26 protein-coding genes and 1 pseudogene are annotated in these 26442 nt (G+C 73.6%); 14 read left to right on the top strand and 13 right to left on the bottom strand.

All coding sequences use genetic code 11. The features are described from left to right. Positions 1-33 precede the first annotated feature (33 nt). The gene (locus tag ACZ514_RS20885; RefSeq protein ID WP_468165777.1) at positions 34-1389 is read right to left on the bottom strand and encodes an FAD-dependent oxidoreductase; all 1356 of its coding nucleotides are present in this window, start codon (positions 1387-1389) and stop codon (positions 34-36) included. 54 nt (positions 1390-1443) lie between these two features. After that, complete coding sequence (locus tag ACZ514_RS20880; RefSeq protein ID WP_468165779.1) at positions 1444-2100, bottom strand: DUF305 domain-containing protein; 657 nt, start codon at positions 2098-2100, stop codon at positions 1444-1446. A 76-nt stretch (positions 2101-2176) separates the two neighbouring features. Here ACZ514_RS20880 and ACZ514_RS20875 point away from each other — a divergent pair, with 76 nt between their 5' ends. Then, positions 2177-3661 (top strand): LVIVD repeat-containing protein, encoded by a 1485-nt coding sequence (locus ACZ514_RS20875; RefSeq protein WP_468165781.1) that lies wholly within the window; start codon positions 2177-2179, stop codon positions 3659-3661. Between the two features lie 12 nt (positions 3662-3673). On the opposite strand, the gene ACZ514_RS20870 is transcribed toward ACZ514_RS20875, so the two are convergent. The 4 genes from ACZ514_RS20870 to ACZ514_RS20855 form a co-directional block, all read right to left on the bottom strand. Continuing rightward, complete coding sequence (locus ACZ514_RS20870; RefSeq protein WP_469125349.1) at positions 3674-4297, bottom strand: TetR/AcrR family transcriptional regulator; 624 nt, start codon at positions 4295-4297, stop codon at positions 3674-3676. A gap of 37 nt (positions 4298-4334) precedes the next feature. Beyond that, positions 4335-5000 (bottom strand): phosphatase PAP2 family protein, encoded by a 666-nt coding sequence (locus tag ACZ514_RS20865; RefSeq protein WP_468165785.1) that lies wholly within the window; start codon positions 4998-5000, stop codon positions 4335-4337. Positions 5001-5032: 32 nt separating this feature from the next. Further along, a complete protein-coding gene (locus ACZ514_RS20860; RefSeq protein ID WP_469125348.1) occupies positions 5033-5971 on the bottom strand; it encodes a M56 family metallopeptidase in 939 nt (312 codons plus the stop codon). 99 nt (positions 5972-6070) lie between these two features. Beyond that, positions 6071-6610, bottom strand: a complete 540-nt coding sequence (locus ACZ514_RS20855) for a DUF5134 domain-containing protein (RefSeq protein ID WP_468700304.1) — start codon at positions 6608-6610, stop codon at positions 6071-6073. 145 nt (positions 6611-6755) lie between these two features. Here ACZ514_RS20855 and ACZ514_RS20850 point away from each other — a divergent pair, with 145 nt between their 5' ends. Further along, positions 6756-7295: a GNAT family N-acetyltransferase gene (locus ACZ514_RS20850; protein WP_468165791.1), complete on the top strand. Its 540-nt coding sequence runs from the start codon at positions 6756-6758 to the stop codon at positions 7293-7295. Positions 7296-7320: 25 nt separating this feature from the next. Here ACZ514_RS20850 and ACZ514_RS20845 read toward each other — a convergent pair whose 3' ends face one another. Together ACZ514_RS20845 and ACZ514_RS20840 are read right to left on the bottom strand one after the other, a co-directional pair. After that, entirely contained in the window at positions 7321-8013 is a 693-nt protein-coding gene (locus tag ACZ514_RS20845; RefSeq protein WP_468165793.1) for a glycerophosphodiester phosphodiesterase, read from the bottom strand. Positions 8014-8203: 190 nt separating this feature from the next. Continuing rightward, positions 8204-8875, bottom strand: a complete 672-nt coding sequence (locus tag ACZ514_RS20840; protein WP_469125347.1) for a PadR family transcriptional regulator — start codon at positions 8873-8875, stop codon at positions 8204-8206. A gap of 49 nt (positions 8876-8924) precedes the next feature. Here ACZ514_RS20840 and ACZ514_RS20835 point away from each other — a divergent pair. The 5 genes and pseudogenes from ACZ514_RS20835 to ACZ514_RS20815 all read left to right on the top strand — a co-directional run bounded on the left by ACZ514_RS20835 (position 8925) and on the right by ACZ514_RS20815 (position 13818). Then, positions 8925-9655, top strand: a pseudogene (locus ACZ514_RS20835) (LLM class flavin-dependent oxidoreductase). Between the two features lie 223 nt (positions 9656-9878). Then, entirely contained in the window at positions 9879-11285 is a 1407-nt protein-coding gene (locus tag ACZ514_RS20830; protein ID WP_468165797.1) for a DUF6421 family protein, read from the top strand. Beyond that, entirely contained in the window at positions 11282-12061 is a 780-nt protein-coding gene (locus ACZ514_RS20825) for an SDR family NAD(P)-dependent oxidoreductase (RefSeq protein ID WP_468165799.1), read from the top strand. Before ACZ514_RS20830 ends, ACZ514_RS20825 begins: the two co-directional genes overlap by 4 nt. Then, the gene (locus ACZ514_RS20820) at positions 12058-13119 is read left to right on the top strand and encodes a threonine aldolase family protein (RefSeq protein WP_468165801.1); all 1062 of its coding nucleotides are present in this window, start codon (positions 12058-12060) and stop codon (positions 13117-13119) included. The genes ACZ514_RS20825 and ACZ514_RS20820 overlap by 4 nt, the downstream gene beginning before the upstream one ends. A gap of 99 nt (positions 13120-13218) precedes the next feature. Continuing rightward, positions 13219-13818 (top strand): transglutaminase domain-containing protein, encoded by a 600-nt coding sequence (locus ACZ514_RS20815; protein ID WP_469125346.1) that lies wholly within the window; start codon positions 13219-13221, stop codon positions 13816-13818. On the opposite strand, the gene ACZ514_RS20810 is transcribed toward ACZ514_RS20815, so the two are convergent. Together ACZ514_RS20810 and ACZ514_RS20805 are read right to left on the bottom strand one after the other, a co-directional pair. Next, positions 13754-14992 carry an MFS transporter gene (locus tag ACZ514_RS20810; protein WP_468165805.1) on the bottom strand — a complete coding sequence of 413 codons (1239 nt, stop codon included), beginning with the start codon at positions 14990-14992 and terminating at the stop codon, positions 13754-13756. The two genes, ACZ514_RS20815 and ACZ514_RS20810, sit on opposite strands and share 65 nt — an antisense overlap. A 96-nt stretch (positions 14993-15088) precedes the next feature. Next, complete coding sequence (locus ACZ514_RS20805; RefSeq protein ID WP_468165807.1) at positions 15089-15817, bottom strand: lysophospholipid acyltransferase family protein; 729 nt, start codon at positions 15815-15817, stop codon at positions 15089-15091. A 224-nt stretch (positions 15818-16041) separates the two neighbouring features. Here ACZ514_RS20805 and ACZ514_RS20800 point away from each other — a divergent pair, with 224 nt between their 5' ends. The 5 genes from ACZ514_RS20800 (at position 16042) to ACZ514_RS20780 (ending at position 20705) form a co-directional block, all read left to right on the top strand. Next, positions 16042-16383 carry a thioredoxin family protein gene (locus tag ACZ514_RS20800; RefSeq protein WP_468165809.1) on the top strand — a complete coding sequence of 114 codons (342 nt, stop codon included), beginning with the start codon at positions 16042-16044 and terminating at the stop codon, positions 16381-16383. Between the two features lie 254 nt (positions 16384-16637). Next, positions 16638-17213 (top strand): flavin reductase family protein, encoded by a 576-nt coding sequence (locus ACZ514_RS20795; protein WP_468165811.1) that lies wholly within the window; start codon positions 16638-16640, stop codon positions 17211-17213. A gap of 202 nt (positions 17214-17415) precedes the next feature. After that, positions 17416-18201, top strand: coding sequence for an electron transfer flavoprotein subunit beta/FixA family protein (locus tag ACZ514_RS20790; RefSeq protein WP_468700323.1), 786 nt, complete (start codon positions 17416-17418; stop codon positions 18199-18201). 60 nt (positions 18202-18261) lie between these two features. After that, positions 18262-19224 carry an electron transfer flavoprotein subunit alpha/FixB family protein gene (locus ACZ514_RS20785; protein WP_469125345.1) on the top strand — a complete coding sequence of 321 codons (963 nt, stop codon included), beginning with the start codon at positions 18262-18264 and terminating at the stop codon, positions 19222-19224. 182 nt (positions 19225-19406) lie between these two features. Next, on the top strand, positions 19407-20705 hold the full coding sequence (locus ACZ514_RS20780; protein ID WP_468165815.1) for a DUF6986 family protein: 1299 nt from the start codon (positions 19407-19409) through the stop codon (positions 20703-20705). Positions 20706-20759: 54 nt separating this feature from the next. Here ACZ514_RS20780 and ACZ514_RS20775 read toward each other — a convergent pair whose 3' ends face one another. After that, on the bottom strand, positions 20760-23018 hold the full coding sequence (locus ACZ514_RS20775) for a WD40 repeat domain-containing protein (protein WP_469125344.1): 2259 nt from the start codon (positions 23016-23018) through the stop codon (positions 20760-20762). Between the two features lie 157 nt (positions 23019-23175). Between ACZ514_RS20775 and ACZ514_RS20770 the strand changes: the two genes are divergently transcribed. Next, positions 23176-23379, top strand: a complete 204-nt coding sequence (locus tag ACZ514_RS20770; RefSeq protein WP_468700331.1) for a hypothetical protein — start codon at positions 23176-23178, stop codon at positions 23377-23379. Here the strand turns inward: ACZ514_RS20770 and ACZ514_RS20765 are convergent. Further along, complete coding sequence (locus ACZ514_RS20765; RefSeq protein WP_469125429.1) at positions 23369-24358, bottom strand: LacI family DNA-binding transcriptional regulator; 990 nt, start codon at positions 24356-24358, stop codon at positions 23369-23371. The two genes, ACZ514_RS20770 and ACZ514_RS20765, sit on opposite strands and share 11 nt — an antisense overlap. Positions 24359-24579: 221 nt before the next feature. Between ACZ514_RS20765 and ACZ514_RS20760 the strand changes: the two genes are divergently transcribed. Beyond that, positions 24580-25617: an NUDIX hydrolase gene (locus ACZ514_RS20760; protein WP_469125343.1), complete on the top strand. Its 1038-nt coding sequence runs from the start codon at positions 24580-24582 to the stop codon at positions 25615-25617. 45 nt (positions 25618-25662) lie between these two features. Here ACZ514_RS20760 and ACZ514_RS20755 read toward each other — a convergent pair whose 3' ends face one another. After that, on the bottom strand, positions 25663-26358 hold the full coding sequence (locus ACZ514_RS20755; protein WP_469125342.1) for an MBL fold metallo-hydrolase: 696 nt from the start codon (positions 26356-26358) through the stop codon (positions 25663-25665). Between the last annotated feature and the right edge of the window lie 84 nt (positions 26359-26442).

The raw sequence follows: 26442 nt of genomic DNA, 5'->3' as shown, positions 1-26442 counted from the left end.
GGACGTCGGCCGCCCTACGCGACGCCGGCAGCCCTACGCGACGCCGGCCGCCGAGCGCAGACCCGCCCAGTCCGGGATCTTCACCGAGCGGCGGCCCAGGGAGCGGCCCAGGGCCTCCTCCGCGGCCTCGATCGACAGCCAGCCCGGCCACTCCACCGGGCGCAGGCCCGCGGCGCGCAGGGCGTCCAGCGGGTCTCCGGGCAGCTCGCGCCGGGCCAGCGCCCCGGCGTCCTGGAGCAGCGAGGACACCGTCTCCTTGGCGCACGGGCGGTTGGTGCCGATCACCCCGGTCGGACCGCGCTTGATCCAGCCCGCCACGTACTCGCCCACCGAGGCCCGGCCCCCGCGCACCACCCGTCCCGCCGCGTGCGGCACGGTGCCGGTGGCGGCGTCGAAGGGCAGGCCCGGCAGCGGCACCCCCAGGTACCCCACCGAGCGCAGCACCAGCTGGGCCTCGACGTCCTCGTACGCGCCCGTCCCGGTCACCCCGCCCCGGCCGTCCGGGGCCGTCCGCTCGAAGCGGAGCCCGCGGACCCGGCCGCCGGGCCCGCCCAGCACCTCCACCGGCCTCAGGTAGAAGCGCAGCCGGATCTCCCGCGCCGCGGCCGCGCCGTCCGGCCCGGCACCGGCCCAGCCGCGGAGCACCTCCAGGTTGCGCCGGGCCACCGCCGGCAGCGGCGGCGCCGCCCCGCCCGCGTACGCCGGGTCGAGGGCCAGCTCGGCGGGCTCCACCCGGGTGCCGACCCCGGGCAGCGTGCCCAGTTCGCGGAGCTCCTTGGTGGTGAACTTGGCCTGCGAGGGCCCGCGCCGGGCCACCATCGTCACCGTCCGCACCCCGCTCTGCGCGAGCGCGCCCAGCGCGGGCTGCGGCATGTCGGTGGGCTCCAGCTCGGGCACGCCCCGGGCCAGGATCCGCGTCACGTCCACCGCGACGTTGCCGGCGCCGACGACCACGGCCGAGCGGACCCCGCCGAGGTCGAAGGAGCCGGCGTCGGGATGGCCGCTGTACCAGGACACGAAGGCCGTCGCCGAGTGCACCCCGGCCAGCTCCTCGCCGGGGATGCCGAGCATCCGGTCGCGCGCGGCGCCCACGCAGTACACCACCGCGTGGTACAGCTCCAGCAGCCGCCCGGTCGGCAGGCCCTCGCCGCCCACCTCCACGTTGCCGAGGAAACGGATGCGGTCGTCCTCCAGCACCGATCGCAGGTTTCCGGTCAGCGACTTGATCTTCTCGTGGTCGGGGGCCACCCCGTACCGCACCAGGCCGTACGGGGCCGGCAGCCGGTCCAGTACGTCGACGCGCACGCCCGGCACCTCCCGCTGCTGGACCAGCGTCTGAGCGGCGTAGACCCCGCTGGGGCCCGAACCGACGACGGCGACACGAAGCACGGCGGTACTCCTCCCGCAAGGTGCTCCCCAGCATGCCACCGGGCCCCCGGCCCGTCAGCCCAGGGCGCGCATCCGCTCGATCTCGGCGCTCTGGGTGGCCACGACCTCGTTCGCCATCTCCTCCACGGCGGCGTTGTTGCCCCGGGCCAGCGCCTCGCCGGCCATCTTCAGGGCCCCCTCGTGGTGGGCGGTCATCATCCTCAGGAAGAGCCGGTCGAAGTCGGCCCCCTTCGCGGCCGTCAGCTCCGCCAGCTGCTGCTCCGTCGCCATGCCGGGCATGGCGCCGTGCTCGTGCTCGCCGGTGCCGCCGCCCGGCGCCGGGTACCGGGAGAGCCACTTCTCCATGGCCCCGATCTCGGGCCGCTGCGCGGCCGCGATCCGCTCTGCGAGCCGTCTGACCCCTTCCGCCGAGGCCCGCCCGGGGGCGAGGGCGCTCATCGTGAGGGCCTGCCGGTGGTGTTCGGTCATGCGCCGCACGTACGCGTGGTCGGCCGCGTTGGGGCTGTCGTCGGGGCGTTCCTTCGCGGCCTGTTCGGGGGAGAGGGTGCGGGCCGGGCCCCCCGGTGCGCCGGGGGCGACGATCACGGGCCCGCCGTCGCCCGCGGCCCGCGCGCCCGCGTCGTCGTCCTGGCAGCCGGTGACGGTGAGGAGGAGGCCGGCGGTCAGCGCCGCCCCCAGGAATCGGCCGACTAATGCATTTGCCATGTCCATGAAAAGCACGATACTGCCGGGGTCCAGGTTCCGTTCCCAGCAGGAGCGAAACGTACGGGCCCCCACGGGAGGCACAGTGACCCTGCTCCACAGCGTCAGAGTGCGCCACCGGAGTCTGGGGGCGGCCCTGGCCGCCGCCGGACTCCTCACCACCCTCCTGGCCGCCGGACCGGCGGCCGCCACCCCCGACCCGGGCGACCTCACCCCGGGCCCCGGAGCCCGGCAGGACGCCGGGCCCGCCCAAGGCCGCGAACTCGCCCCCGGGGAGATCCCCGGCCAGGACGAGATCGTGCACAGCGCCAACATCAGGCACCTGGCCAACGTCCCCGGCGCCAACCCGGCCGGGATCAACACCGACCTGGCGTTCCAGGGCGACTACGCCTACGCCGGCAGCTACGACGGCTTCACCATCTACGACATCGCCGACCCCAGGTCGCCCAAGGTCGTCACCCAGGTCCTGTGCCCGGGCGGCCAGAACGACGTCTCGGTCTCCGGTGACCTGCTCTTCCTCTCCACCGACTCCTCCCGCAGCGACGACTCCTGCAACAGCGTCTCGCAGCCCGCGACGGAGAAGTCCTCCTGGGAGGGCATCAAGATCTTCGACATCAAGGACAAGCGGAACCCCAAGTACGTGAAGTCCGTCGAGACCGCCTGCGGGTCCCACACCCACACCCTGGTGCCCGGCGGCCGCGACATCTACGTCTACGTCTCCTCGTACTCGCCCAACGAGGCCTTCCCGGACTGCAAGCCGCCGCACGACGGCATCTCCGTGATCAAGGTCCCGAAGAAGGCCCCGGCCCGGGCCGCCGTCGTCGGCTTCCCGGTCCTCTTCCCGGACGGCGGCAACCCGGGCGCGCCGACCAACCCGGGGGTCTCCAAGACCACCGGCTGCCACGACATCACCGTGCTGCCGTCCAAGGACCTGGCCGCCGGCGCCTGCATGGGCGACGGCATCCTCTTCGACATCAGCGAGCCGGAGCGGCCGAAGGTCATCGACCGCGTCCAGGACAACGTCAACTTCGCGTTCTGGCACTCGGCGACCTTCAACGAGCGGGCCGACAAGGTGGTGTTCACCGACGAGCTCGGCGGCGGTGGCGGCGCCACCTGCAACGAGGCCACCGGACCCGACCGGGGCGCCGACGGGATCTACGACATCACCGGCCGCGGCGACCAGCGCCGGCTGGTCTTCAGGAGCTACTTCAAGATCCCGCGGCACCAGGCCGACACCGAGAACTGCGTCGCCCACAACGGCTCGCTGGTCCCGGTCGGCGGCGGGCGCGACATCATGGTCCAGGCCTGGTACCAGGGCGGCGTCTCCGTCTGGGACTTCACCGACTCCGCGGCCCCCAAGGAGATCGGCTACTTCGAGCGCGGCCCGCTGACCACCGACAAGCTGGGCCTCGGCGGCTCGTGGTCCGCGTACTACTACAACGGCCACATCTACTCGAACGACATCGCCAAGGGCCTCGACGTGCTCAGGATCGACGACTGGCGCACCGAGAGCGCCAAGTGGGTACGGATGGAGCGGCTCAACGTGCAGAGCCAGCCCGAGTACCGCTGACCGTCACCCGGCTCAGCGGGGAATCGTTCCGCCGGGCGGCCCCCCGTCCGGCGGGACCCCCAGATCCCAGTCCAGCCCGTACCGCTGGAACAGCTCCGCCCGCAGCCGGGCCGCCGGCATCGGCGCCCCCGGCAGCAGCACCGCGACCACCGCCCCCATCAGCAGCGCCCGCAGCAGCGGGTAGTCCGTGTCCACGTCCGCCGAGCCGTACCGGTCGACGGTGTCCCGCAGCAGCTCCGCCAGGCGCTGCTGCTCCGGGCACTGGATGAACCCCTCCGCCTGGAGGATGCCGCCCATGTGCGTCCGCATCAGCCGGGGATGGTCCCGGGCCAGCCCCAGGACCGCGTCGATCGCCCGGGCCAGCCGCTCCCGGCCGTCCTCGCTGCGGGGTTCGCGCTCCAGGGCGGCTTCCAGGGTCAGGTGCATCAGCCGGTGCACGGCGGACTGGAACAGCTGGCGCTTGCCGGGGAAGTAATACGAGACCAGGCCGCGCGCCGCGCCCGCGCGGTCGGCGATGTCGCCGAGCTTCGTGGCCTCGTAACCGCGCTCGGCGACCAGTTCGACCGTCGCCTGCAACAGCCGCTCCCGGGAACGTCTGCGCAATTCTTCATTGACCGATGCGCTGCGCGGGGACATGCTTACTCCTGCGTTGACTGGCTCTGAGCCAATATACTCAGCGCGCGGGACCGTCTGCTCGGGGCGACGCGGGGGATCGCCTCGAGCAGGCATGCCGGAACGTCGCCAGCGACACCACGGCCACCCCCAGCAGCCAGCCCGCGAGCACGTCCGTGAACCAGTGCACGCCCAGGTAGAGCCGGGTGAAGCCCACCCCGACCACCGACACGACGGCCACCGCCCAGGCCGCGGCCACCACCCCGCGCGGAGTCCTCGCCGGCAGCAGCCACAGCAGCAGCCCGCACACCACCGTGGCCGTCATCGCGTGCCCCGACGGATAGGCCGCGTAGTACGCCGAGTCGACCGGATCCGGCCACACCGGACGGGCGCGCCCCAGCAGGGCCTTCAGGCCCTGCTGCACCCCCGAGGCCACCAGTGCCGCCCCGCCCACCCGGACCGCCCGCGAGCGGTCCCCGCGCCGCCACAGCCACAGACAGGCCAGGGCCGCCAGGGCGCGCATCGTCCACGGGTCCCAGACCCAGTCCGAGAGGACCCGCACGACCCCCGTGACCCCGTCATGGGCCACCGCGTACGGGTGCAGGCCCCGGGCGACCAGGTCGTCGTACGCGATCAGGGGCGGCCAGCCCGCCCCCACCAGGAGGGTCAGCGCGGCCGCGAGCAGTGCGCAGCCCACCCCGGCCCTCGACAGCCACGTGTTCCGCATGCCCCCGATCCTGTCAGCACGGGGCCGCTCACCTAGGCCAGCGCGCTCAGACCCGGCCCGAAGGCCACCAGCAGCGGCACCGCCGGGACCAGCGCGGCCATCGCCGCCAGCCGCAGCCGGCGGGCCGGCGACAGGCGCGGCGCGGCCGACAGCAGACGCCGCACCCGCTGCGGGACGTGCGCCTGCTCGGGCCCGCACGGGCCGAAGACGCCCCGGTCCTCGTTCAGCCCGACCAGGGCCAGGGCCACCGTCAGCCGCCCGTAGCGCCGCGAGGCCACGTCGTCGGCCGCCAGCTCGACCAGCCGGTGCATCTCCGCCTCGAACGCGGCGAACACCGGCACCTGCGGGAACCCCTGCGCCAGCGCCCGCGAGCAGTGCAGCAGCCAGTCGTGCCGGGCGGCCACGTGCCCCTGCTCGTGCGCCAGCACCGCGTCCAGCTGGCTGCCCTTGAGCCGGCCCAGCGCCGCCGTCGTCACCACCAGCCGCGGCGCCGCCCCCGGCTGCCACCACGCCTCCGGACGCGGACCCTCCAGGACCACCAGCCGCGCGGCGGCCGGGTCCTCCCCGGGCATCAGCGGGGCCCGCACCAGGAGTTCGGCCCCCCGGGCGCGCCGCCCCGACCGTGCCCGCAGCACCTCCCGCACGAGCATCGCCCCGGTCCACAGCCCGCCGCCGGCCAGTGCCAGCGCCGTGCCCGCGGCCCAGGCGCCGCCCTCCGCCCCCAGCGCGTACGCGTCGACGACCCCGTGCGGGGCCACGGAGAACAGCCGGCCCCGAACCGCCTGCCAGGCGGCCGCCGCGCTCAGCAGCATCGACAGCCCCAGGCACAGCAGGGTCGCGGCCACCACGCACTGCCACACCCACAGCGCGACCACCGGTTCGCGCTCGGGCCACCGCGCCCGGGCCAGCAGGCGGGGCGCGAGCACCGCGGTCAGTGCGCCGAGCATCAGGAGAGCGGCGGAGACCATCATGTCCGCCAGCCTATGAGCGCGGCGCCGCCCACGGGTACGGGCCCGGGCCATTGGTGACGCAGGACACGTCCCGCCCGCCCGACGCCCCGGCCCCGGGGTTCACATGGCCAGCAGCATCGCCAACATCCCCGTGCCCATGGCCAGTCGGCAGGCGCGCGTCAGGTCCCCGGTCCCGCCCGCGTCCCCGCCGCCCCCGTCCGGCGCCACGGCCACCGGCCGTGTCCCGCCGCCCGCCGTCAGCAGCCGTGCCCCGCCGAGCAGCACGTACCCGGCGTAGTACACGAGCAGCGCCCCCGTCACCGCCGGCAGCCCGGCCCGTCCGTGTCCGTGCCCGACGGCCATCGCCAGTGCCATGTACGCCATCGCCAGCGAACCCACCAGGTGGTGCGCGTGGTGCACCCCGCCGCGCAGCAGCCACAGCGCGTGCACCGCCGCTGCGGCGAAGACGGCCAGCAGGGCCCGCGGGCCCCACGGCCCGATGCCCGCGGGGACGGCCATCGCCGCCATCCCGAAGCCCATCACCACCTCGCCCACGGCCGCCCCGCGCGTACGCCGGTCCGCTCTGCGCGCCCGCAGCAGGCAGTACCCGCCGGTGGCGGCGCACAGTGCCACGAGCATCCAGGCAAGGGTGAGCGGCATCGCGGATCCGTGCACGGCGGAACCTCCCGGTTCGTCGGCGTCGCAGAAGGGATTCCCTGCTCGCGCCGCCCTCACGCCGGCCCGGGTTAGGCTCTGCGTGCCGTACCAGGCATGTCATATGCCGCCGCGACGAACGGAGCGCCCGATGTCCACCGCCCAGCCCGCCGCCCCGAGTTTCCGCAGCGCCGTGGAGGCGGACGTACCGGATCTGGTGGCGCTCGTCGAGTCCGCCTACCGGGGCGACGCCAGCCGGGCCGGCTGGACGACGGAGGCGGACTTCCTGGACGGGCAGCGCACCGACCCGGAGGGCGTCGGCGCGATCATCGCGGACCCGGACGGCATCCTGCTGGTGGTCGAGCGCGCGGGCGAACTCGTCGCCTGCTGTCAGCTCGAACACCGCGGCGACCACGCCTACTTCGGCATGTTCGCCGTGCGTCCCGGGCTCCAGGGCGCCGGTCTCGGCAAGGAGGTCCTGGCCGAGGCGGAGCGCCGGGCCCGCGAGGCCTGGGGCGCGAAGGAGATGCGGATGACCGTGGTGAACGTACGGGAGGAGCTCATCGCCTACTACGTGCGCCGGGGCTACCGGCGCACGGGCGAGCTGAGCCCCTTCCCCTACGGTGACGAGCGCTTCGGCGTCCCGCTCCGCGACGACCTGGCCTTCGAGCTGCTCGTCAAGGACCTCTGAGGTCCACGGGTCCCGCCCGGGCCGCTCAGGCGGTGAACCGGCCGGTGCTGCGGATCTCCGGGAAGTCGGTGGCGGCACCGTCGAGTTGCAGGGCCCGGGCCAGCCGCAGCTGGTCCAGGGTGTTGACCGTCCAGCCCGTCACCCGCAGCCCCGCCGCGTGGGCCGCCTCCACCGTTTCCAGGGTGAGCCGGCGGATGTCCAGGGCCACGGTGCGGGCACCCGCCGCCAGGGCGAGGTCCACCAGGTCCTCGGCGGCCGCCCCGGGCCGCCTCGGGTGCAGGGCGGTCCGCACCCCGGGGGCGTGCCGGGCGACCGTCGCGAGCACGTCGCCGTCACCGGAGGCCACCTCCACCCGGGCGGCCAGGTCCCGGCGCACGATGAGCTCCGCGAGCGCCGTCGCGGCGGCCCGGTCCTGCACCGACACCTGGAGCGGGAGCCGGACGGCCTCCAGGACCTCGTCCAGGACCGGCACCCGCTCGCCCTGGCCCGCGTCCAGTTCGCGCAGCTCGGCCAGGGTCAGGTCGGCGACGGCACCCGCGCCGTTCGTGGTGCGGTCCACCTCGGCGTCGTGCAGCACCACGAGGGCGCCGTCCTTGCTGAGGCGGACGTCCAGCGCGATGACGTCCATCCCGCAGCGTTCGGCGCGGACGAACGACCGCAGGGTGTTCTCCGGCTCGACACCCATGACCCCGCGGTGACCGATGGTGAGGAAAGTCAAGGTTCTCTCGCTTCCGTCGAGGGCGGCTCCCCGCGCGGTCGCGGTGTCCCGACCGGCCGCGCGCGGTGAGGACGCATGCTAGTGCGCCCCGGTCGGGATGGGACCGGTCGTGCGGGGTCCCGCGGAAGCCCTCCGGCCGCTTCCCGCCAGGGGCGTGCGCCGCGCGCGGGGCCGGGGGCGCCGTGCCGCGTCACCCCTGCGTGGGCGCGTCCCCGCCGCCTTGACGGGCGGCCGTCCGCGGGGCCCGCCCGCCGGTCGCGGGGGCTCCCCGGCCGGCCCCGGCGGCCCGGATCCCGGCCTCGCGCAGGTCGGTGAGCAGGGCGCCGGCGAGGTCCAGCTCGGCCAGGTGCTGCCGCTCGCTCCAGCGCAGCGCGAGGACCGGAAAGGCCCATTCCGGTACGTCCGCCGCGTGCTTCCTCGCCTCGCGCACGGCGGCCAGCTCGCCCCGGGTCCGCTCGACGTGGTCCTCGACCATCGCGCGCAGCCGCTCGGGATCGGCCAGGTGCCCCAGCCAGATGCGCAGCAGCAGCCCGTGTTTGAGGACCGGAGGTCCGGCTTCCGTCGTGTCGGAGGCCCAGCCGGAGAGGGCCTCGCGACCCGCCGCGGTGATGGCGTACCGCCGCTTGGCGCGGGCCTCCTCGGGCCCCGAGCGCACGGAGGCCGCGTACCCCAGGTCCTCCAGGCGGCGCAGTTCGGCGTAGATCTGGCTGATGGCGGGCGACCAGTAGAAGAAGCGCAGGGAGGAGTCCGCCCACTTCTTCAGCTCGTAGCCCGTCCGTTCGCCGGGGAACGACAGCAGACCGAGCACCGCCCAGGCGGTCGGCGGAAGGTCCTGCTTCTTCAAGGCCTGACTACTCGCCATATTTCTGATCGAAGCAAGGCCGGGTGCGGGACGCATTCCTGGAGGCATCGTGAAATTCTCCGTGATCTTCGAGGCTCAGCCGGCCGGTCCCACCGTGGAGCGCGAGCACCAGGTCACCGTGACTGCGTGGAGCAGGCGGTCCTCGCCGAACGCATGGGATTCGACCGGATCCGGGCCGTCGAGCACCACTCGCTGAACTGGTACGCCAGATGAGCGCGCCGGAGGTCTTCCTGAGCTTCGTCGCGGCCAGGACGAACACCATACGCATCGGCCATGGTGTCGTGTGCATGCCCTTCCGCTTCGGCCACCCGGTACGCGTGGCCGAGCGGAGACCTCGCTCTGCGGGGTGGGCCGCGACCGCACCGGAGCACCACGGCGAGCTGCTGGACATCGGCCCGCACCCGATCCTGCCGCGCCCGGCGCGGCGCCCCCATCCGCCGCCTGGCGTGCAGTCGGCGCCCTGGTGATGGGCCTCGCCCGGTCCGGAGGCCGTCGCGGGGAGGCGGGCGGTGACCGCCGAGCAGGTGGCGGCCCGGCTGCACGCAGGACATCCCGGTGCGGCCGGCCTCGACGGCCACCTTCAACGCCGACCACGCCCACGGGAGCGCGGAGGAGGCCGTCACGTACGTCGAGCGGCTGCGCGCGGCGGGCGCGGACGAGGTGATGTGCCTGGTCCGGATGGGCACGGTGCCGCAGGAGGCCTGCCTGGACACGCTGCGGCAGTGGGGGGAGAAGGTCATCCCGCACTTCCGTCCGGAGCGCGCCGCCGTCCGGGCCTGAGCGGCGGCCGGACCCGCGGCGCCCGGTTTTTTTCGTGGCGCAGGCGGAGCCCGGTCCGATACTCCAACTACTAGGCGGACTGGTGGATTCCACCGTGCGTTACCGGAAGACTTCCGGTGGAGCTGGGGGTCGCACAGGATAATTTCCCGAGTTGCCTCTTGAGCAGAAGAGCCTCACATGCATACGCTGTCTTAACGCGAGGTTCTCCTGTGGAGGAAGTGACATGACGGAAACTCTTGTGCCGGGCTCCGGCGGTGCCGTGATAACCGCTGGCGCGCGGGTGGTGGACCACCCTGCATGGCCCGTGCTCAAGGCCGCCGTGGAGGAGATCCGCCCCTGGCAGGCCAAGGACGGATCGATCGACTTCGAGGTCGAGGGCGCCCCCGCCCGCGTCGACGTCGAGGCCGCCGTGGAGCGGGTCGCCGCCGCGGTGCAGGAGCTCTCGCCGCTGCTGCCGCACGCCACCGCCTACCACGCCGCGCTCGTCGCCGACCTGCGCAAGTGGGCCGCCGAGGGCTTCGGCGTCCCGGACTTCCTCGACTCCCTGCTGGCCTTCCACCCGGCCTCCCAGCGCGCCGACGGGCTCCAGCACCTCGTGGTCTTCCCGATGTACACGCAGAACGGCAACCCGGACCGCAACCTCGAGGCCGTCGTCCTGAAGATGGTGTGGCCCGACTGGCTCTCCGAGCTGGAGCGCACCCGGTACGACAACCCGCTCTTCCTCGGCATCACCTTCGAGGACTTCACCCCGGGCTACGACACCAACTCGGCGGTGCTCTTCCCGGAGACCATCGCCGTCCGCGAGGCCCCCGAGCGCTTCACCTGGGGCGGCATCTTCTGCGACCGCGAGGCGGCCCGCTACCGCAAGGTGACCGCGGCGGCCGTCGACATCCTCGGCATCGAGCTGCCCGAGGACATCGCCCGCATGGTCGAGGACCAGGAGCGCTGCGAGAAGGCCTTCGTCCTGTGGGACATGGTCCACGACCGCACCCACAGCCACGGCGACCTGCCGTTCGACCCCTTCATGATCAAGCAGCGCCAGCCGTTCTGGATGTACGGCCTGGAGGAGCTGCGCTGCGACCTCACCGCCTTCAAGGAGGCCGTGAAGCTGGAGTCCGAGGGCAACGAGCACGGCCGTGACGTGCAGTACGCCGTCCTCTTCGACCGGATGTTCCGCTTCCCCGTCTCCGGCGACCGCAACCGCAACTACGACGGTCTCGGCGGCCAGCTGCTCTTCGCGTACCTCCACAAGCACGACGTCGTGCGCTGGACGGACAACAAGCTGAAGATCGACTGGATGCGCGCCCCGCAGGTCACCAACCAGCTGTGCGCCGAGATCGAGGACCTCTACCGCGCGGGCATCGACCGCCCGAAGCTGGTCCACTGGTTCAAGGCGTACGAGCTCGTCTCCACCTACCTTGCCCCGCACCCGGGATCCAAGTGGGCCAAGGGCCCCGACGCCCTGGACCTGACGCAGCCCCCGCGCAAGCTCGTCGACGACGTGCTTCCGGACGAGTTTCCCCTCAGCATGTTCTACGAGGCCCTCGCCAAGAAGCTCAAGGGTGTCATCGCCGCGACCAAGGGCATCACCCCGGCGAACGCGGACGACACCGAGCGGGCCGCCGCATGAGCGACCGCGCACAGGAGGCTGCAGGGATGAACGGCAACGGGAAGCTCCACGGAGCGGTCGTGGCGGTGGCCGGGGCCGGCGGCCCCGCCGGCCGCGCCGCGCTGATGCGCCTCGCCGAGGCGGGGGCCACCGTCGTGGCCTCGGACGCGGACGCCGGACGCCTGGCGGAGGCCGTCGACGCGGCCCGCTACGCCCACGGCGGCGCCACCGTCACCGGCGACACCGTCGACCTGCTCGACCTGGAGGCCACCAAGGCCTGGGCCGAACGCACCGAGAAGGAGTTCGGCCGTGTCGACGGCGTCGTCCACCTCGTGGGCGGCTGGCGCGGCAGCAAGACCTTCACCGACGTGGACCTCGCCGACTGGGACTTCCTGGAGAAGCTCCTCATCCGCACCGTCCAGCACACCTCGCTCGCCTTCCACGACGCGCTGCTGCGCAGCGACCGCGGACGCTACGTGCTGATCAGCCAGTCGGGCGCGCACAAGCCGGTCGCGAACAACGCCGCGTACAACGCCGGCAAGGCGGCCGCCGAGGCCTGGACCCTGGCCATGGCGGACTCCTTCCGCAAGGCGGGGGGCGAGGAGGGACCGCGGGCCGCCGCCGCGATCCTGGTCATCAAGGCACTGGTGCACGACGCGATGCGCGCCGAGCGCCCCAACGCGAAGTTCGCGGGCTTCACCGACGTCAAGGAGCTGGCCGAGGCCATCGCCGGCGTGTGGGAGCGGTCCGCCACCGAAGTGAACGGACAGCGTCTGTGGCTCACTCCGCAACCGTGAAGACCGATGCCCGCCGCCACCACGATCCGGCGGTCCGCGGTTTCGCGAGCGACAACTACGCGGGGGTGCACCCGGAGATCCTGGAGGCCATCGCGCTCGCCAACGGCGGCCACCAGGTCGCCTACGGCGAGGACGAGTACACCGAACACCTGCAGAAGGTCATCCGCAGCCACTTCGGGCCCTACGCGGAGGCCTTCCCGGTCTTCAACGGCACCGGTGCGAACGTCACCGCCCTCCAGGCGATGACCGACCGCTGGGGCGCCGTGATCTGCGCCAGGACCGCCCACATCAACGTGGACGAGGGCGGCGCCCCGGAGCGGATGGCGGGCATCAAGCTGCTCGCGGTGGACACCCCGGACGGCAAGCTCACCCCCGAGCTGATCGACCGGGAGGCCTGGGGATTCGACGACGAGCACCGGGCGATGCCCCAGGTCGTCTCGATCACCCAGAACACCGAACTCGGCACGGTCTACACCCCGGACGAGATCAGGGCCATCTGCGAGCACGCCCACGGCCTCGGCATGAAGGTGCACCTCGACGGCGCCCGGATAGCCAACGCCGCGGCCTCGCTCGACGTGCCGATGCGCACCTTCACCAACACGGTGGGCGTGGACGTGCTCTCGTACGGCGGCACCAAGAACGGCATGATGTTCGGCGAGGCCGTGGTCGTGGTGAACCCGGACGCCGTCCGGCAGATGAAGCACATCCGCAAGATGTCGATGCAGCTCGCCTCCAAGATGCGCTTCGTCTCGGTGCAGCTGGAGGCCCTGCTGGCGAAGGACCTGTGGCTGCGCAACGCCCGTCAGGCCAATGCGATGGCGCAGCGGCTCGCGGCGGGCGTCCGCGAGGCCGACGGGGTGGAGATCCTCTACCCGGTCCAGGCCAACGCCGTCTTCGCCAAGCTGCCGCACGAGGTGTCGCGCCGGCTCCAGCAGCGGTACCGCTTCTACTTCTGGGACGAGGCAGCCGGGCACGTCCGCTGGATGTGCGGCTACGACACCCGGGAAGAGGATGTGGACGGCTTCCTCCAGGCCCTCAAGGAGGAGCTGGCCCGCTAGGGAACCGCCTCGCGAGGCACCGGCTCACAAAGTGAATAGATATGCCCCTGACTGTAAATCTATTGATCTACGGTCAGGGGCATGCCTATGCTCCCGCCCATGCAGCTGATCCAACAGAACCCAGACATTCAGGCCTACCTCGCCTCCGATGAGGCCATAGACCACGGGCACCCCCTGGTGCGGGAGACCGCCGACGCCCTCTGGACCGCCACCAGCGACGCATATTCATACGCCGAAGCGGCTTTCGCATTCGTCCGGGACACCATCCCGCACTCGGCGGACTCCGGGGACGCGCGCGTCTCCTGGCGCGCCTCCGACGTACTGACCACCCGCAACGGCATCTGCTACGCCAAGGCCCACGCCCTCGCCGCCCTGCTCCGCGCCCAGGGCATCCCGGCCGCCCTCTGCTACCAGCTCCTCGGGGAGGACGACGGATCCGGTCCCGTCGTCCACGGGCTCGTCGCCGTCAGACTGCCCGGCTCCGAGACCTGGGCCCGCGTCGACCCGCGCGGCAACAAGCCCGGCGTCGACGCCCGGTTCAGCCTCGACCGTGAGCGGCTCGCCTTCCGGGTCCGGCCCGAGCTCGGCGAGATCGACTACCCCGAGCTGTACGCCGCCCCGCACCCCGCGACGCTCAGGGCCCTCCAGGAGTCCGCCGACCGGGAGCGGCTGTGGCGGAACCTGCCGACGGCCCTGTGACCCCCGCGGCGGGGACCGGTTCCCGGCCCGCCACCAGCGCGTGCAGCGCGGCAGCCACCAGCTGCAGTACGGCGATCCCGAGCAGCAGCGTCCACGGCGGCGCGGCGGCGACCAGCCCCACCAGGGCGGCGCCCGCCGAAGCCGCCGTCATCTTCAGCCCCGCCCCCAGGGTGAACACCTGAGGCCGCACCGCCGCCGGCGCGTGCCGCGAGCGGATCCGGAGCGTGGCCGTCAGCAGCGGCCCGTCGCAGAAGCCGGCCACCGCGAACGCCACCGCCGTCAGCGCCACGGACGGCGTGAACGCGGCCACCGCCAGGGCGGCCCCGGTCCCCGCCAGGCCCCGGCGGGCCAGCCGGCCCGGCGGCACACCGGTCATCCGGCCCAGGGTCAGGGAGCCCGCCAGCGCACCCACCGCGAACGCCGTCATCAGCACCCCGCCGGCGCCCGGACTGCCGAGCCCGGCCGCCAGCAGCACCGCGCTGGTCGTCAGCGCCCCGATACCGGCGAAGGCCAGGGTCGTCGCCGAGGTGATCGCCCTCAGCTCCCGGACCCGCCACAGGGCCGCCAGCCCCGCCGCCGCCCCGGCGCGGGACCCGTCCCCCGGCGCGGCCGCGCCCCGGTCCTCGTACGGGAGGGACGCGGCCAGTACCGCCGCGAGCGCCCCCGAAACCGCCAGCACCGCCATCGCCGGCCCGGCCGAGGCCAGGGTCCCGACCGCGCTGACCGCCGCGGGGGCCGTCACCGCCGCCGCGTTGTAGGTGGAGGCGTCCCAGCCGTACGCCCGGTCCCGCGCGGGACCCGCCGGCAGCAGCCCCGCGACCAGGCTGGAGAGCCCACCGGTCACCACCGGCCCGCAGGCCCCGCCGAGCACCGCCACCGCGAGCACCACCGGCACCGGAGCCCGCCCCAGCAGCACCGCCAGCGCCGCCACCGCGGCCGTGAAACCGGCCAGCGCGCCCGCGTAGAACAGCCGAGGCCGCCGGGTCCGGGCGGCGGCGGTCCCCGCCGGCGGGGCGGCCAGCACGTGCGGCGCCAGCCAGGCGGTCAGCACGAACGCCCCGTGGGCGGCGCTGCCGGTGCGCTCCAGGGCCAGCAGCACCACCGCCATGCCCATCCCCTCGGACGCGAAGCGCGCGGCCAGTGCCGCCGCCAGGTACCGCCCGAACCCGCCCATCAGCGAACCCCCCTCCGCGCCGGGTGACGTCGTCGGCAGGACGCTACGCCCACCGGAGGCAGGACCGCCGGAAGGGGCGTGGCGCCCGGGGCGGGTTCAGTTGGCCTCGCGTTCCTTGACCTGCGCGGCCGTCGGGGCGGTGCCGCCGAGGTGGGCCGGAAGCCACCACGAGTCCTCCGCGCCCTGCGGCTTGCCCGGGTAGGCGCTCTGCGCCGCGTCCAGCAGCTCCTGCACCCGCTCGCGCAGACGCCGGGTGATCGCGCCCGCGTACTGGTCCGCCGGGGCCTCGATGGCCTCGCCGACGCGCATGGTCACCGGGATGTGGCTGCGCTTGAGGTTCTTCGGGCGGCCCTTCGTCCACAGCCGCTGCGTGCCCCACAGGGCCACGGGGATCAGCGGGACGCCGGCCTCCTGGGCCATCCGCGCCGCACCCGACTTGAAGCTCTTGAGGGTGAACGACTGCGAGATCGTCGCCTCCGGGAACACCCCGATGATCTCGCCCGAGCGCAGCGAGTCCAGCGCGTGCTGGTACGCGGTCTCACCCTGCTCGCGGTCCACCGGGATGTGCTTCATCGCGCGCATCAGCGGGCCCGAGACCTTGTGCCGGAACACCGACTCCTTGGCCATGAAGCGGACCAGACGCTTCTGCGGCCGCGCGGTCAGGCCGGCGAAGATGAAGTCGAGGTAGCCGATGTGGTTCGACACCAGGACCGCCCCGCCCTTGCGCGGGATGTTCTCGGTGCCCTTCATGTCGATCCGGATGTCCAGCGCACGGAAGAGGGTGTGCGCGGCACCGATCACCGGGGGGTATACGAGCTCAGCCATGCTGGGGAGACCCCGCTTTCTGCCTGGGGAGGTGCTCCCGGCCGGAAGTTACGGCAGCGTAGGTACGCGGCCATTGGGGATCGTGCCCCAAACGCGGCCCGCTGGCCAGCCCAGACGACCGCACCGGGCGAGATTCTCGTCACGCGGGGAATGCCGCGCGCCGGACGGATGCTCGCACCAGGGTACGTACATGCGGGACGGAGCGGACGGGAGCGGGTGTGCGGGTGCACGGAGACGAAGCGCGGCGGCCGGGCGGCCACGGCCCCCTCGGGGCCGCCGAGCTGGGCAGGGCACCGGGGGAGCGGGCCAGCCTGGTCCAGTTCTCCAGCGCCTTCTGCCAGCCCTGCCGGGCCACCCGCAGGATCCTCGCCGAAGTCGCCGAAATGGTGGACGGCGTCGCGCACATCGAGATCGACGCCGAGGGCGACCTCGAACTCGTGCGCGCCCTCGGCATCGAGAAGACCCCCACCGTCCTCGTCCTGGACGCCGCCGGGCGCGTCGTCCGGCGCGCGGAGGGGATGCCGCGCAAGGCGGACGTGATCGCCGCCCTGGGGGCCGCGGTGTGACCGGGGGCCGGTACGCGCGCCCGCACGCAGCGTGACGCGCCTGACATCTGCCCGCCGCGGCTTGACTGGGTACGCGTGTGATCGCCAGGCTGGCGGCATGCGGTATGAACTCCTGCTTTACGGGCGGCTCCACGTGGACCTCGTCCGCCATGCGGGCGCGCGCTGTCGGGATCGCTGAAGGCCCCGGTCCCGGCCCCAGGCCCCCGATCCCCTCTCACGCGCCCGCGTCCCCCGCGGCAGAAGGAAGCATTCCCATGACGGCCCCGACGGCCCCTCGCGCCTCCCTCGGATCCTTCGACCCCTTCGACGCCGGTCGTTCCGCCGGGGGCGGACAGGCGGCCGACGGCCCCCGGCCCGGCTCTCCCGAGCTGCTCCGCTCCGTCTTCAGGCGGCACGCGGCGGGCGTCGCGGTGATCACCGCGGAGAGCGGGGGGCGGCCCGCCGGTTTCACGGCGACGTCGCTCAACTCGGTCTCCGCGGACCCGCCGCTGCTCTCGTTCACCATCGGCACCGGCGCCTCCAGCTGGCCGGCCGTGCGCGACAGCGCGTACCTCGGCGTCCACATACTCGGCGAACACCAGCGGGAGCTGGCCGGCCTCTTCGCGCGCAGCGGCGCCGACCGCTTCGGGCCCGGCACCGAGTGGGCCCCGGGCCCGCACGGAGTGCCGCTGCTCGGCGGGGTGCTGGCGTGGACGGTCTGCAAGGTGGTCGCGCGGGTCCCCGCGGGGGAGCACCGGGTGGTCATCGCCGAGGTGGTGGCGGGGGACCCGGCGGGGGAGGGGCGCCCCCTGCTGTACCACCAGGGGCGCTTCAACGCGTTGCGGGACTGAATCGTCCCTGCTGGGACGGGTTCGGGCGGCGTTGGACAGATCACAGTTCGGCGGCCTTGCAACCGGGGAAGACCCACTGTGTACTGACGAGTAACATTCCCTTCGGAGCGCGGGCCGCCCCGACCGGGATCCGCCCGACGAGGCGCCTATGCTGCCTGCACAAGGCGGTATCAGAAAAAGACGATGCGGTAGGAGAGCCGGCGTGAGCCTGAGGATCGTTGTCTGTGTGAAGTACGTGCCCGACGCCACCGGTGACCGGCACTTCGCCGATGACCTGACCGTCGACCGCGACGACGTCGACGGTCTGCTGTCGGAGCTCGACGAGTACGCCGTCGAGCAGGCGCTGCAGATCGCCGACGAGGCGGACGACGCCGAGATCACCGTTCTGACGGTGGGCCCCGAGGACGCCAAGGACGCGCTGCGCAAGGCGCTGTCGATGGGCGCCGACAAGGCCGTCCACGTCGAGGACGACGACCTGCACGGCACCGACGTCATCGGTACCTCGCTGGTCCTCGCGAAGGCGATCGAGAAGGCCGGTTACGACCTGGTCATCACCGGTATGGCCTCGACCGACGGCACCATGGGCGTCCTCCCGGCGATCCTGGCCGAGCGCCTGGGCGTCCCGCAGGTCACCCTGCTCTCCGAGGTCAAGGTCGAGGACGGCACCGTCACGGGCCGCCGCGACGGCGACTCCGCGAGCGAGCAGCTGGAGGCCTCCCTCCCGGCGGTCGTGTCGGTGACGGACCAGTCGGGCGAGGCCCGCTACCCGTCCTTCAAGGGCATCATGGCCGCCAAGAAGAAGCCGGTGGAGTCCTGGGACCTGTCCGACCTGGACCTGGAGGCCGACGAGGTCGGCCTCGAGGGCGCCTACACCGCGGTCGACTCCGCGGCCCAGCGTCCGGCCCGCACCGCCGGAACGATCGTCAAGGACGAGGGCGAGGGCGGCAAGCAGCTGGCCGAGTTCCTGGCCGGCCAGAAGTTCATCTAAGAGCTTCGGCCACCCCTCTCAAGCCCCCAGACACTTCGCAACAGCAGGAGAGACAGTCCCATGGCTGAAGTTCTCGTCTACGTCGACCACGTGGACGGTGCCGTCCGCAAGCCCACCCTCGAGCTGCTGACGCTGGCCCGCCGCGTCGGCGAGCCCGTCGCCGTCGCCCTGGGCGCCGGTGCCGAGGCCACCGCCGCGGTGCTCGCCGAGCACGGTGCCGTCAAGGTCCTCACCGCCGACGCCCCGGAGTTCACCGGGTACCTCGTCGTCCCGAAGGTGGACGCGCTGGAGGCCGCGTACAAGGCCGTTTCCCCGGCCGCCGTGCTCGTCCCGTCCTCCGCCGAGGGCAAGGAGATCGCCGCGCGCCTCGCCGTGCGCATCGGCTCCGGCATCATCACCGACGCCATCGACCTGGAGGCCGGTGACGAGGGTCCGGTCGCGACGCAGGCCGCCTTCGCCGCGTCGTTCACCACCAAGTCCCGGGTGTCCAAGGGCACCCCGGTCATCACCGTGAAGCCGAACTCGGCCCCGGTCGAGGCGGCCCCGGCCGCCGGCGCCGTCGAGGCGCTCGCCGTCACCTTCGGCGCCCTGGCCACCGGCACCAAGGTCGTCTCCCGCACCCCGCGCGAGTCGACCGGCCGCCCGGAGCTGACCGAGGCCGCGATCGTGGTCTCCGGCGGCCGCGGCGTCAACGGCGCCGAGAACTTCGCGATCATCGAGGAGCTCGCGGACTCCCTCGGTGCGGCCGTCGGCGCCTCGCGCGCCGCCGTCGACGCCGGCTGGTACCCGCACTCCAACCAGGTCGGCCAGACCGGCAAGTCGGTCTCCCCGCAGCTGTACATCGCCTCCGGCATCTCGGGCGCGATCCAGCACCGGGCCGGCATGCAGACCTCGAAGACCATCGTGGCCATCAACAAGGACGCCGAGGCCCCGATCTTCGACCTGGTCGACTACGGCGTGGTCGGCGACCTCTTCGAGGTCGTCCCGCAGCTGACGGGTGAGATCAAGGCGCGCAAGGGCTGACCTCCGCGCGGGTCCTGACCTGCGCGTCTCTTGGCCTCCGGGGCCGTGTGGTGATTGTCACCGCACGGCCCCGAGTCGTTTGTCCCACGCGGCGGAGGGACCATTGACGGAGCGGAACGCCGTGGCTAAGTTCTGCTATGCGGATCTAAGCTTCCGTGAAGCGGAAAAGAGGAGAGTGCACGATGGGTCAGCAGGAGAAGGTGGCGACGAGCCTCGCAGGCGCGGTCAGCGAGGGCATCAGCGCCTCCCTGGCGCCGGTGGACGCGGAACTCGCGCGTCACTACCCGGGCGACCCCGGCACCCGCCAGCCCATCCACACCGTCTACGTCCCCGGCGACGTCTTCGCCGCCGGCACCATCCGCTCCTGGGGCGACCAGGCCCTCGCGGCCCTCGACGAGCACGCCCCGGACGCCGCGACCTTCGCCAAGGTACTCGGCATCTCCGACGAACTGGCCGTACCCGTCTACGACCGCGTCCGCGCCAAGCTCGCCACCGAGCCCGTCGAGGACCTCCGCGTCGACTTCGAGGACGGCTTCGGCGTCCGCTCCGACGAAGAGGAGGACCAGGCCGCGGCCCGCGCCGCCCGCCTCGTCTCGGAGGCCTTCTCCAACGGCACGAACGCCCCCTACATGGGCATCCGCATGAAGTGCATGGAGTCCAACGTCCGCGACCGGGGCATCCGCACCACGGACATCTTCCTCTCCGGCCTGCTGGAGCACGGCGGCCTGCCCGACGGCCTCGTCCTCACCCTGCCCAAGGTCACCTACGCCGAGCAGGTCAGCGCCTTCGTCAAGCTGCTGGAGGCCTTCGAGTCCACCCGCGGCCTGCGCCCGGGCCGCATCGGCTTCGAGATCCAGATCGAGACCAGCCAGTCCATCCTGGCCTCCGACGGCACCGCCACCGTGGCCCGCATGATCGAGGCCTCCAAGGGCCGCGCCACCGGCCTGCACTACGGCACGTTCGACTACAGCGCCTGCGTCGGCGTCTCCGCCGCGTACCAGGCCAGCGACCACCCCGCCGCCGACCACGCGAAGGCGGTCATGCAGGTCGCCGCCGCCGGCACCGGCGTACGCGTCTCCGACGGCTCGACGAACGTACTGCCCATCGGCACCACCGCGAAGGTCCACGAGGGCTGGAAGCTGCACTACGGCCTCACCCGCCGCGCCCTGGCCCGCGCCTACTACCAGGGCTGGGACATGCACCCGGCGCACCTGCCGACCCGCTACGCGGCCGTCTTCACCTTCTACCGCGAGGGCCTGGAGACCGCGGCCGCGCGCCTGAAGGCGTACGTCGCCAAGATCGAGGGCGACGTCATGGACGAGCCCGCCACCGCGAAGGCCCTGGCCGGCTACCTGGTCCGCGGCCTCGACTGCGGCGCGGTCGGCACCGACGAGGTCACCGCCCTCACCGGCCTGACCCGCGCCGAACTGGACGCCTTCGCCATCCCCCGCCGCTCGGCGACCCTGACGGCGACGGCCTGACCCCGAGGACCGTGAGGCCCGTCCCCGAACGCCCCGGGCGGGCCTCACCGCGCATCAGGGGGTGCCGACCAGCCACTGACGCAGGGAGCCGTGGGAGCAGGCGCCAGCCAGAAGGGTGCCGTCGGGTGAGAAGGACACGGAGCTGACACCGCTCGCGGGCACCTCGGTCAAGGGGCGCCGGCGCGTGACGTCCCACAGCGTCAGGTGACCGCTGCCGCCTACGGTGGCCAGCAGCCGGCCGTCGGGCGACAGCGCGAGGTCGTCGACGGCGGCTCCGCGACGCTCCAGCGGACGCGCCAGCGGCGCGCCGGTCCAGGGATCGCTCAGGTGGACCGGTCCGCCTTCGGCGTCGACCGAGGCCAGCAGCCCGGCCGTCGCGTCGAAGGCGAAGCACCGCGCCGCCCGTCGGCTGCTCACGGTCCGGTTCTGCTCGGTGTCCCACAGCAGCAGTTCCCTGCCCAGAAGCGCCAGCAGCCGCCCGTCAGGGGCGAACCGTACGTCGGTCCCCGCATCGGGATCACCGGCGTCCAGCGGCCCGCCGCGGAGTGTGAAGGTCCGGGTGTCGAGGACGGACACCCGCCCCTCGTGGTCCGTCACCGCCACGAGTCGTCCGTCTGCGGAGTAGGACATGTGGTCGACCAGGGACAGCCGTACGGTTCCGGCGGGCCCGCCGGGCGGCGGGGTCAGCCCGTGCGAGGCCCAGACGACCGGGTCCCGGTCCTCGGGGCAGTCCACTCCCCACAGGGGCATGTGGAGCGGAAGGTCCAGAGCGCGTGCCGGCCCCGGCGCCGCGGTGTCCCAGACGGCCAGTTGCCGGGTACCGGCCAGGGCCAGGATCCGCGATCCGTCGGGGGAGAACCGTACATGGTCCAGGGGGAGGCCGACGGACGCACGGGCCGGCAGCGGCAGCACGGGGTGTTCCCGCAGAGCAGCCGCGAGGGCCGCCCCGCCGGCAGACGTCGCCCGGCCGCGAGCGGGACGCTGCCGGTGCAGCAGGATCGTCTTGTCGTCGCCCGCCGTTGCGAGCACCTGCCCGTCGGGGGAGAAGGCGACCGCGTTGACGGCCAGGGTGTGACCGGCCATCGGCGGGCCCGCCGGGCGTCCCGTGGACGTGTCCCACAGCCGTACGGAGCGGTCGCGGCTCGCGGACGCGAGCAGCGATCCGTCGGGGGAGAAGGCCACGGCGTTCACGGCGTTGTCGTGCCCGGACAGGGGTGACGCGACCGGCCTGCCGGTGGCCGCGTCCCACAACCGGACCGTGGTGTCGTGGCTCCCCGTCGCCAGCAGACGGAGGTCGGGGGAGTACGCCAGGGCCTCGACGTTGTCGCAGTGGCCGGCCAGGGCCGCGCCGACGGGCTCCCCCGTGGTCGTGTCCCACTGCTGGACGTCTGCGAATCCGTCGGCGACCACCAGCAGCCGGCCGTCCCCCGAGAAGGCGAGGGCGTCCGCCCGCCCGCTGTAGTACGTGTCGGCGGGACCGCGCGCCGTGTCGGTGTCGAGGTCCACGACTCGGCACACGCCGCCCTCCACGACGGTCGCGAGCAGGTGCCCGCCGACCGCGAAACCGAGGCCGCTGCACCGGTGGTGTCCGCCGGGAAGCCGGTCGGGCGCGTTGGTGCGGGTGTCCCACAGGTGCACCGCGCCGTCGTCAGACAGAGCGGCCACCCGGTTTCCGCACGGGGAGAAGCACACCTGGAGCAAGGGCGCGTACGGACTCCGGCCGAGTAGGACGCCCTTGTTCCGGCCGTCCCCGGTCCTCCACAACCGGACGGCCCCGTCGTTCCCCGCGGAGGCCAGAGTGCGGCCGTCGGGGGAGAAGGCGAGCCGCCAGACGAGGTGGGTGTGGCCGACCAGGCGGTCCGTGACCGTGAACTCCGTACTGTTGCCCTCCACCTCCCCGGGCGCCAGCCGTGCCCGTAGGGGAAACGGTGGCGGAGGAGCGTCGGTTGCCGGGGGTGACGCCGGTGGGTGGGCGTGCCCGGATCCGCTCCGGCTCCGGGCGGCCAGTTCGCGCCAGCGGCGGCGCCAGGGCTCCAGTTCGGGGGAGTTGTGCGGGGGGACGGACCGCTCCTGGCCGAACTCGTCGTAACTGTGCAGGATCCGGATGAGGCCCATGAGACTGTCGAGACCCGGCAGGCGGTCACCGCGGAAGGTGTCGCTCTGGGTGGACACCGGGAGCCGGATCCCGGTCCGTGATTTCGCCGCACGCGCGGCGAGTTCGCGGTACGACGGGTTGCCCCGGTCGAGCCGCAGCCGACGCAAGTCCGCCGCGAACGAATCCAGTTCTTCGCTGAATGCACGCACGCTGTCCATCACCGCACAGGTTAGGGCCGTGTCCCGCGCTCCGCCGGACGATCCCGGACAGTGCCGGTCAGCGACGGGATACGGCGCTGTCCGGCGGCGTCCGGAGGCGGTACGGGTTCGTCCGGTGGGGGCGGCGCGCGGGAGGGAACGGCGGTGGAATCACGGCATGACCGCACCACGGAACCCGAACGACACCGATCCGCCCCTCCTGACCCTGCACGCCGCCGTCGTGCTCCTCGGCGCCCTGCTCGTCGGCTTCGTCGCAGCCGGGCTGAGTCGCCTCGGCGGGGTGCCGGCCCCGCTCGCCGTGCTCGCCGGGCTCACCGCCGGCGGCGCAGCGGTGCCCGTGCTGCGGTCGCTCATCCGGTGACCGGCGGGATCTCGCCCGAGCCGCGGGGGATGAGCCGGGTGGGGAGTTCGATGCGGGCCGGGGGGAGGTTGCTGCCCGCCAGGCGCTGGAAGAGGCGGTCCGTGGCCACCCGGCCCACGGCCGCCGGGTCCTGGGCGACGACCGTGACGCCCGGGCGCAGCAGGTCGGCCAGCTCGAAGTCGTCGAAGCCGACCAGCGCCACCGGCCGGGGAAGCGCCGCGAGGACCCGTACGACGGTGACGGTGACCCGGTTGTTGCCCGCGAAGACGGCGGTGACCGGCTCCGGGCCCGTCAGCATCGCCCCGGCCGCCGCCGCCACCCGGTCCGGTGCGGTGGAGCCGAGGGAGACCCAGCCCCCGGCCACCGGCAGCCCCGCCCGCTCCATCGCCTCGCGGTAGCCGCGCAGGCGTTCCGTGGCGGTGTGGATGCGGGGGTGGTCGCCGATGAACCCGATCCGCCGGTGCCCGGCGGCGATCAGGTGCGCCACCCCGTCCCGGGCGCCGCCGAAGCTGTCCGACAGGACGACGTCGGCCTCGATCCGGCCCGCCGGGCGGTCCACGAACACGGTGGCCACCCCCGCCCGGATCTCGGGCTCCAGATAGCGGTGGTCGTCCCCGGCCGGGATGACGATCAGCCCGTCCACCCGGCGGGCGCACAGCGCGAGCGCCAACTCCCGCTCGCGGTCCGGGTCCTCGGCGCTGGAGCCGTTGATGAGCAGGGCGCCGTGGGCGCGGGCCACCTCCTCCACGGCACGGTTGAGCGGACCGTAGAAGGGGTCGGCGAGGTCCTCCAGGACCAGCCCGACGGTGGCGGTACGGCCCTTGCGGAGCACCCGCGCGCTGTCGTTGCGGCGGAACCCGAGCTCCTCGATGGCCTCCTGCACCCGGCGCTCGGTGTCGGGGGTCACCCCCGGCTCGCCGTTGACGACCCGTGAGACCGTCTTCAGGCCGACGCCCGCCCTGGCCGCCACGTCCTTCATGGTCGGCCGGTTGCCGTAGCGGGGCTCGGACGGGGGGCGGGTCTGCGGCACGGTGGGGAAACCTCCGGAGGTGGCGGCGGTGCGGAAGGGCTCCGACCTCGGCTGTGATCTCGGCTCCGCCCCCGAGCATAAGCACTGGGCCGGCGGGCGGGTTTCCGTGGCAGGGTGGGGCGGGCAGGCACCGGGGGGTTCGGAGGCGAGCCATGGGGAGAGGGGTAGACGTGATTGTCTGGATCAACGGCACTTTCGGTGCCGGGAAGACCAGCACGGCCCGCGAACTGGCCGGAATCCTGCCGGACAGCAGCCTGTACGACCCGGAGCTCATCGGCGACGCCCTGCGGCGGCTCCTGCCGGCCAAACGCCTCGCTGAGGTCGACGACTACCAGGACCTCCCCAGCTGGCGGCGGCTCGTCGTGGACACGGCGGCGGCGATGCTGGCGGAACTCGGCGGGACCCTGGTCGTGCCGATGACGCTGCTGCGGCAGGAGTACCGCGACGAGATCTTCGGCGGTCTCGCGGCGCGCCGGATCGCGGTGCGGCACGTCCTGCTCGCCCCGGAGGAAACGATCCTGCGTGAGCGCATCGCCACCCGTCAGGAGCCGGGGACGCCGCGGGAGGTGGACGTACGGGTCCGCCAGTGGGCGTACGACCACATCCCGGCGTACCGGCAGGCCCTGGGATGGCTGGCGGCCGACGCGCACCTCATCGACAACGGGCACTTGACGGTCCGGGAGACGGCGCAGCGGATCGCCGACGCCGTACGCACCGACACGGCGGCCGTCTGCGACATCGTGCAGACCCCGGAGCCGACGCGGGAGACCGTGGCGGCGGGGGTGCTGCTCTTCGACGACCGGGACCGGGTGCTCCTGGTGGATCCGACGTACAAGCCCGGATGGGAGTTCCCGGGCGGGGTGGTCGAGGCGGGCGAGGCCCCGGCGCGGGCGGGCGTACGGGAGGTCGCGGAGGAACTGGGCCTGACGCTGGAGCGGGTCCCGGGCCTGCTGGTGGTCGACTGGGAGCCGCCCCGCTCCCCGGCGTACGGGGGCCTGCGACTGCTGTTCGACGGCGGGCGGCTGCCGGAGGCGGAGACCGCCCGGCTGCGGCTGCCCGGACCGGAACTGCGGGCCTGGCGCTTCGTCACCGAGGAGGAGGCCGCCGGGCTCCTGCCGCCGCAGCGCTACGAGCGGCTGCGCTGGGCCCTGCGCGCCCGCGAGCGCGGCCACCCGCTCTACCTGGAGTCGGGCCGCCCCACCCCGTGACACCGGCCCGGCGGCGCGGCCCGGGGCCGGCGGGCCGGGCGGGGCTCAGACCGTGGCCGCGTCCGCCGCCGCCCGGAGCGCCTTCGCGGTGTCCTCGGTGCGGGGGTCACCGTGCCCGAAGCAGGCCACGGACGGGGCGAGGGCGGCCAGCCGGCGGAAGGAGGCGACCGCCCCGGCCCGGTCGACGTTGAACACGCCCGGCATCACCCGGCCCACCCCGGCCACGCAGTCCCCCGTGAACAGCACCCCGTGCGCCGGCAGGTGCACAGCGATGCTGCCCGGCGTGTGGCCCGGGGCGTGGACCACCACCGCCCCGCCGCCGAAGTCCAGCTCGTCACCGTCCTCCAGCTCCCCGTCGACCCAGGTAGGAGGCGCCTCCGGGGCCGTCAGCCCGTGCGCGTACAGCGGGACTTCCCAGTCCAGCAGCACCGGTTCGGGGACCGGCCGCTCACCGCGCACCACCGGGGCGTCCAGCCGGTGGGCCAGCACCCGCGCGTTCCAGCGGACGGCGAGCTCACCGGCGGCACCGACGTGATCGCGGTGGCAGTGCGTCAGCACGATCCGCTCCAGCCGCTCGGGCGCCAGACCGAGGGAACGTATCGCCCGCTCGATGCCGTCGGCCGAGCCGGCATGGCCGGCGTCGATCAGGGTGAGCGCCCCGTCGTCCTGCCAGAGATAGGCCTGGCCGATGGAGAAGCGCAGCATGTGGAGCCGGTCCGGGAGTACTTCTACGAGGTCCATGACGACGACCGTAGCCACCGCCACCGCCGCGGGGCACGCGGCTTAGCCGCAAGCAGAGCACGCCCGGGGCGCGGTGCGCCCCGG

Source organism: Streptomyces sp. NPDC034086, from assembly GCF_055575515.1.
This window is presented reverse-complemented; position numbering and strand designations above follow the sequence as displayed.

What these genes read in the sequence shown, in the direction of transcription:
- ACZ514_RS20770 (WP_468700331.1), top strand. Translation starts at nt 23,176, where the DNA reads ATGACCGCACCACGGAACCCGAACGACACCGATCCGCCCCTCCTGACC.
- ACZ514_RS20860 (WP_469125348.1), bottom strand. Translation starts at nt 5,971, where the DNA reads ATGATGGTCTCCGCCGCTCTCCTGATGCTCGGCGCACTGACCGCGGTG.
- ACZ514_RS20825 (WP_468165799.1), top strand. Translation starts at nt 11,282, where the DNA reads ATGAGCGACCGCGCACAGGAGGCTGCAGGGATGAACGGCAACGGGAAG.
- ACZ514_RS20850 (WP_468165791.1), top strand. Translation starts at nt 6,756, where the DNA reads ATGTCCACCGCCCAGCCCGCCGCCCCGAGTTTCCGCAGCGCCGTGGAG.
- ACZ514_RS20830 (WP_468165797.1), top strand. Translation starts at nt 9,879, where the DNA reads ATGACGGAAACTCTTGTGCCGGGCTCCGGCGGTGCCGTGATAACCGCT.
- ACZ514_RS20805 (WP_468165807.1), bottom strand. Translation starts at nt 15,817, where the DNA reads ATGGCTGAGCTCGTATACCCCCCGGTGATCGGTGCCGCGCACACCCTC.
- ACZ514_RS20755 (WP_469125342.1), bottom strand. Translation starts at nt 26,358, where the DNA reads ATGGACCTCGTAGAAGTACTCCCGGACCGGCTCCACATGCTGCGCTTC.
- ACZ514_RS20840 (WP_469125347.1), bottom strand. Translation starts at nt 8,875, where the DNA reads ATGGCGAGTAGTCAGGCCTTGAAGAAGCAGGACCTTCCGCCGACCGCC.
- ACZ514_RS20855 (WP_468700304.1), bottom strand. Translation starts at nt 6,610, where the DNA reads ATGCCGCTCACCCTTGCCTGGATGCTCGTGGCACTGTGCGCCGCCACC.
- ACZ514_RS20880 (WP_468165779.1), bottom strand. Translation starts at nt 2,100, where the DNA reads ATGGACATGGCAAATGCATTAGTCGGCCGATTCCTGGGGGCGGCGCTG.
- ACZ514_RS20810 (WP_468165805.1), bottom strand. Translation starts at nt 14,992, where the DNA reads ATGGGCGGGTTCGGGCGGTACCTGGCGGCGGCACTGGCCGCGCGCTTC.
- ACZ514_RS20865 (WP_468165785.1), bottom strand. Translation starts at nt 5,000, where the DNA reads ATGCGGAACACGTGGCTGTCGAGGGCCGGGGTGGGCTGCGCACTGCTC.
- ACZ514_RS20870 (WP_469125349.1), bottom strand. Translation starts at nt 4,297, where the DNA reads ATGTCCCCGCGCAGCGCATCGGTCAATGAAGAATTGCGCAGACGTTCC.
- ACZ514_RS20775 (WP_469125344.1), bottom strand. Translation starts at nt 23,018, where the DNA reads ATGGACAGCGTGCGTGCATTCAGCGAAGAACTGGATTCGTTCGCGGCG.
- ACZ514_RS20785 (WP_469125345.1), top strand. Translation starts at nt 18,262, where the DNA reads ATGGCTGAAGTTCTCGTCTACGTCGACCACGTGGACGGTGCCGTCCGC.
- ACZ514_RS20765 (WP_469125429.1), bottom strand. Translation starts at nt 24,358, where the DNA reads ATGAAGGACGTGGCGGCCAGGGCGGGCGTCGGCCTGAAGACGGTCTCA.
- ACZ514_RS20815 (WP_469125346.1), top strand. Translation starts at nt 13,219, where the DNA reads ATGCAGCTGATCCAACAGAACCCAGACATTCAGGCCTACCTCGCCTCC.
- ACZ514_RS20780 (WP_468165815.1), top strand. Translation starts at nt 19,407, where the DNA reads ATGGGTCAGCAGGAGAAGGTGGCGACGAGCCTCGCAGGCGCGGTCAGC.
- ACZ514_RS20795 (WP_468165811.1), top strand. Translation starts at nt 16,638, where the DNA reads ATGACGGCCCCGACGGCCCCTCGCGCCTCCCTCGGATCCTTCGACCCC.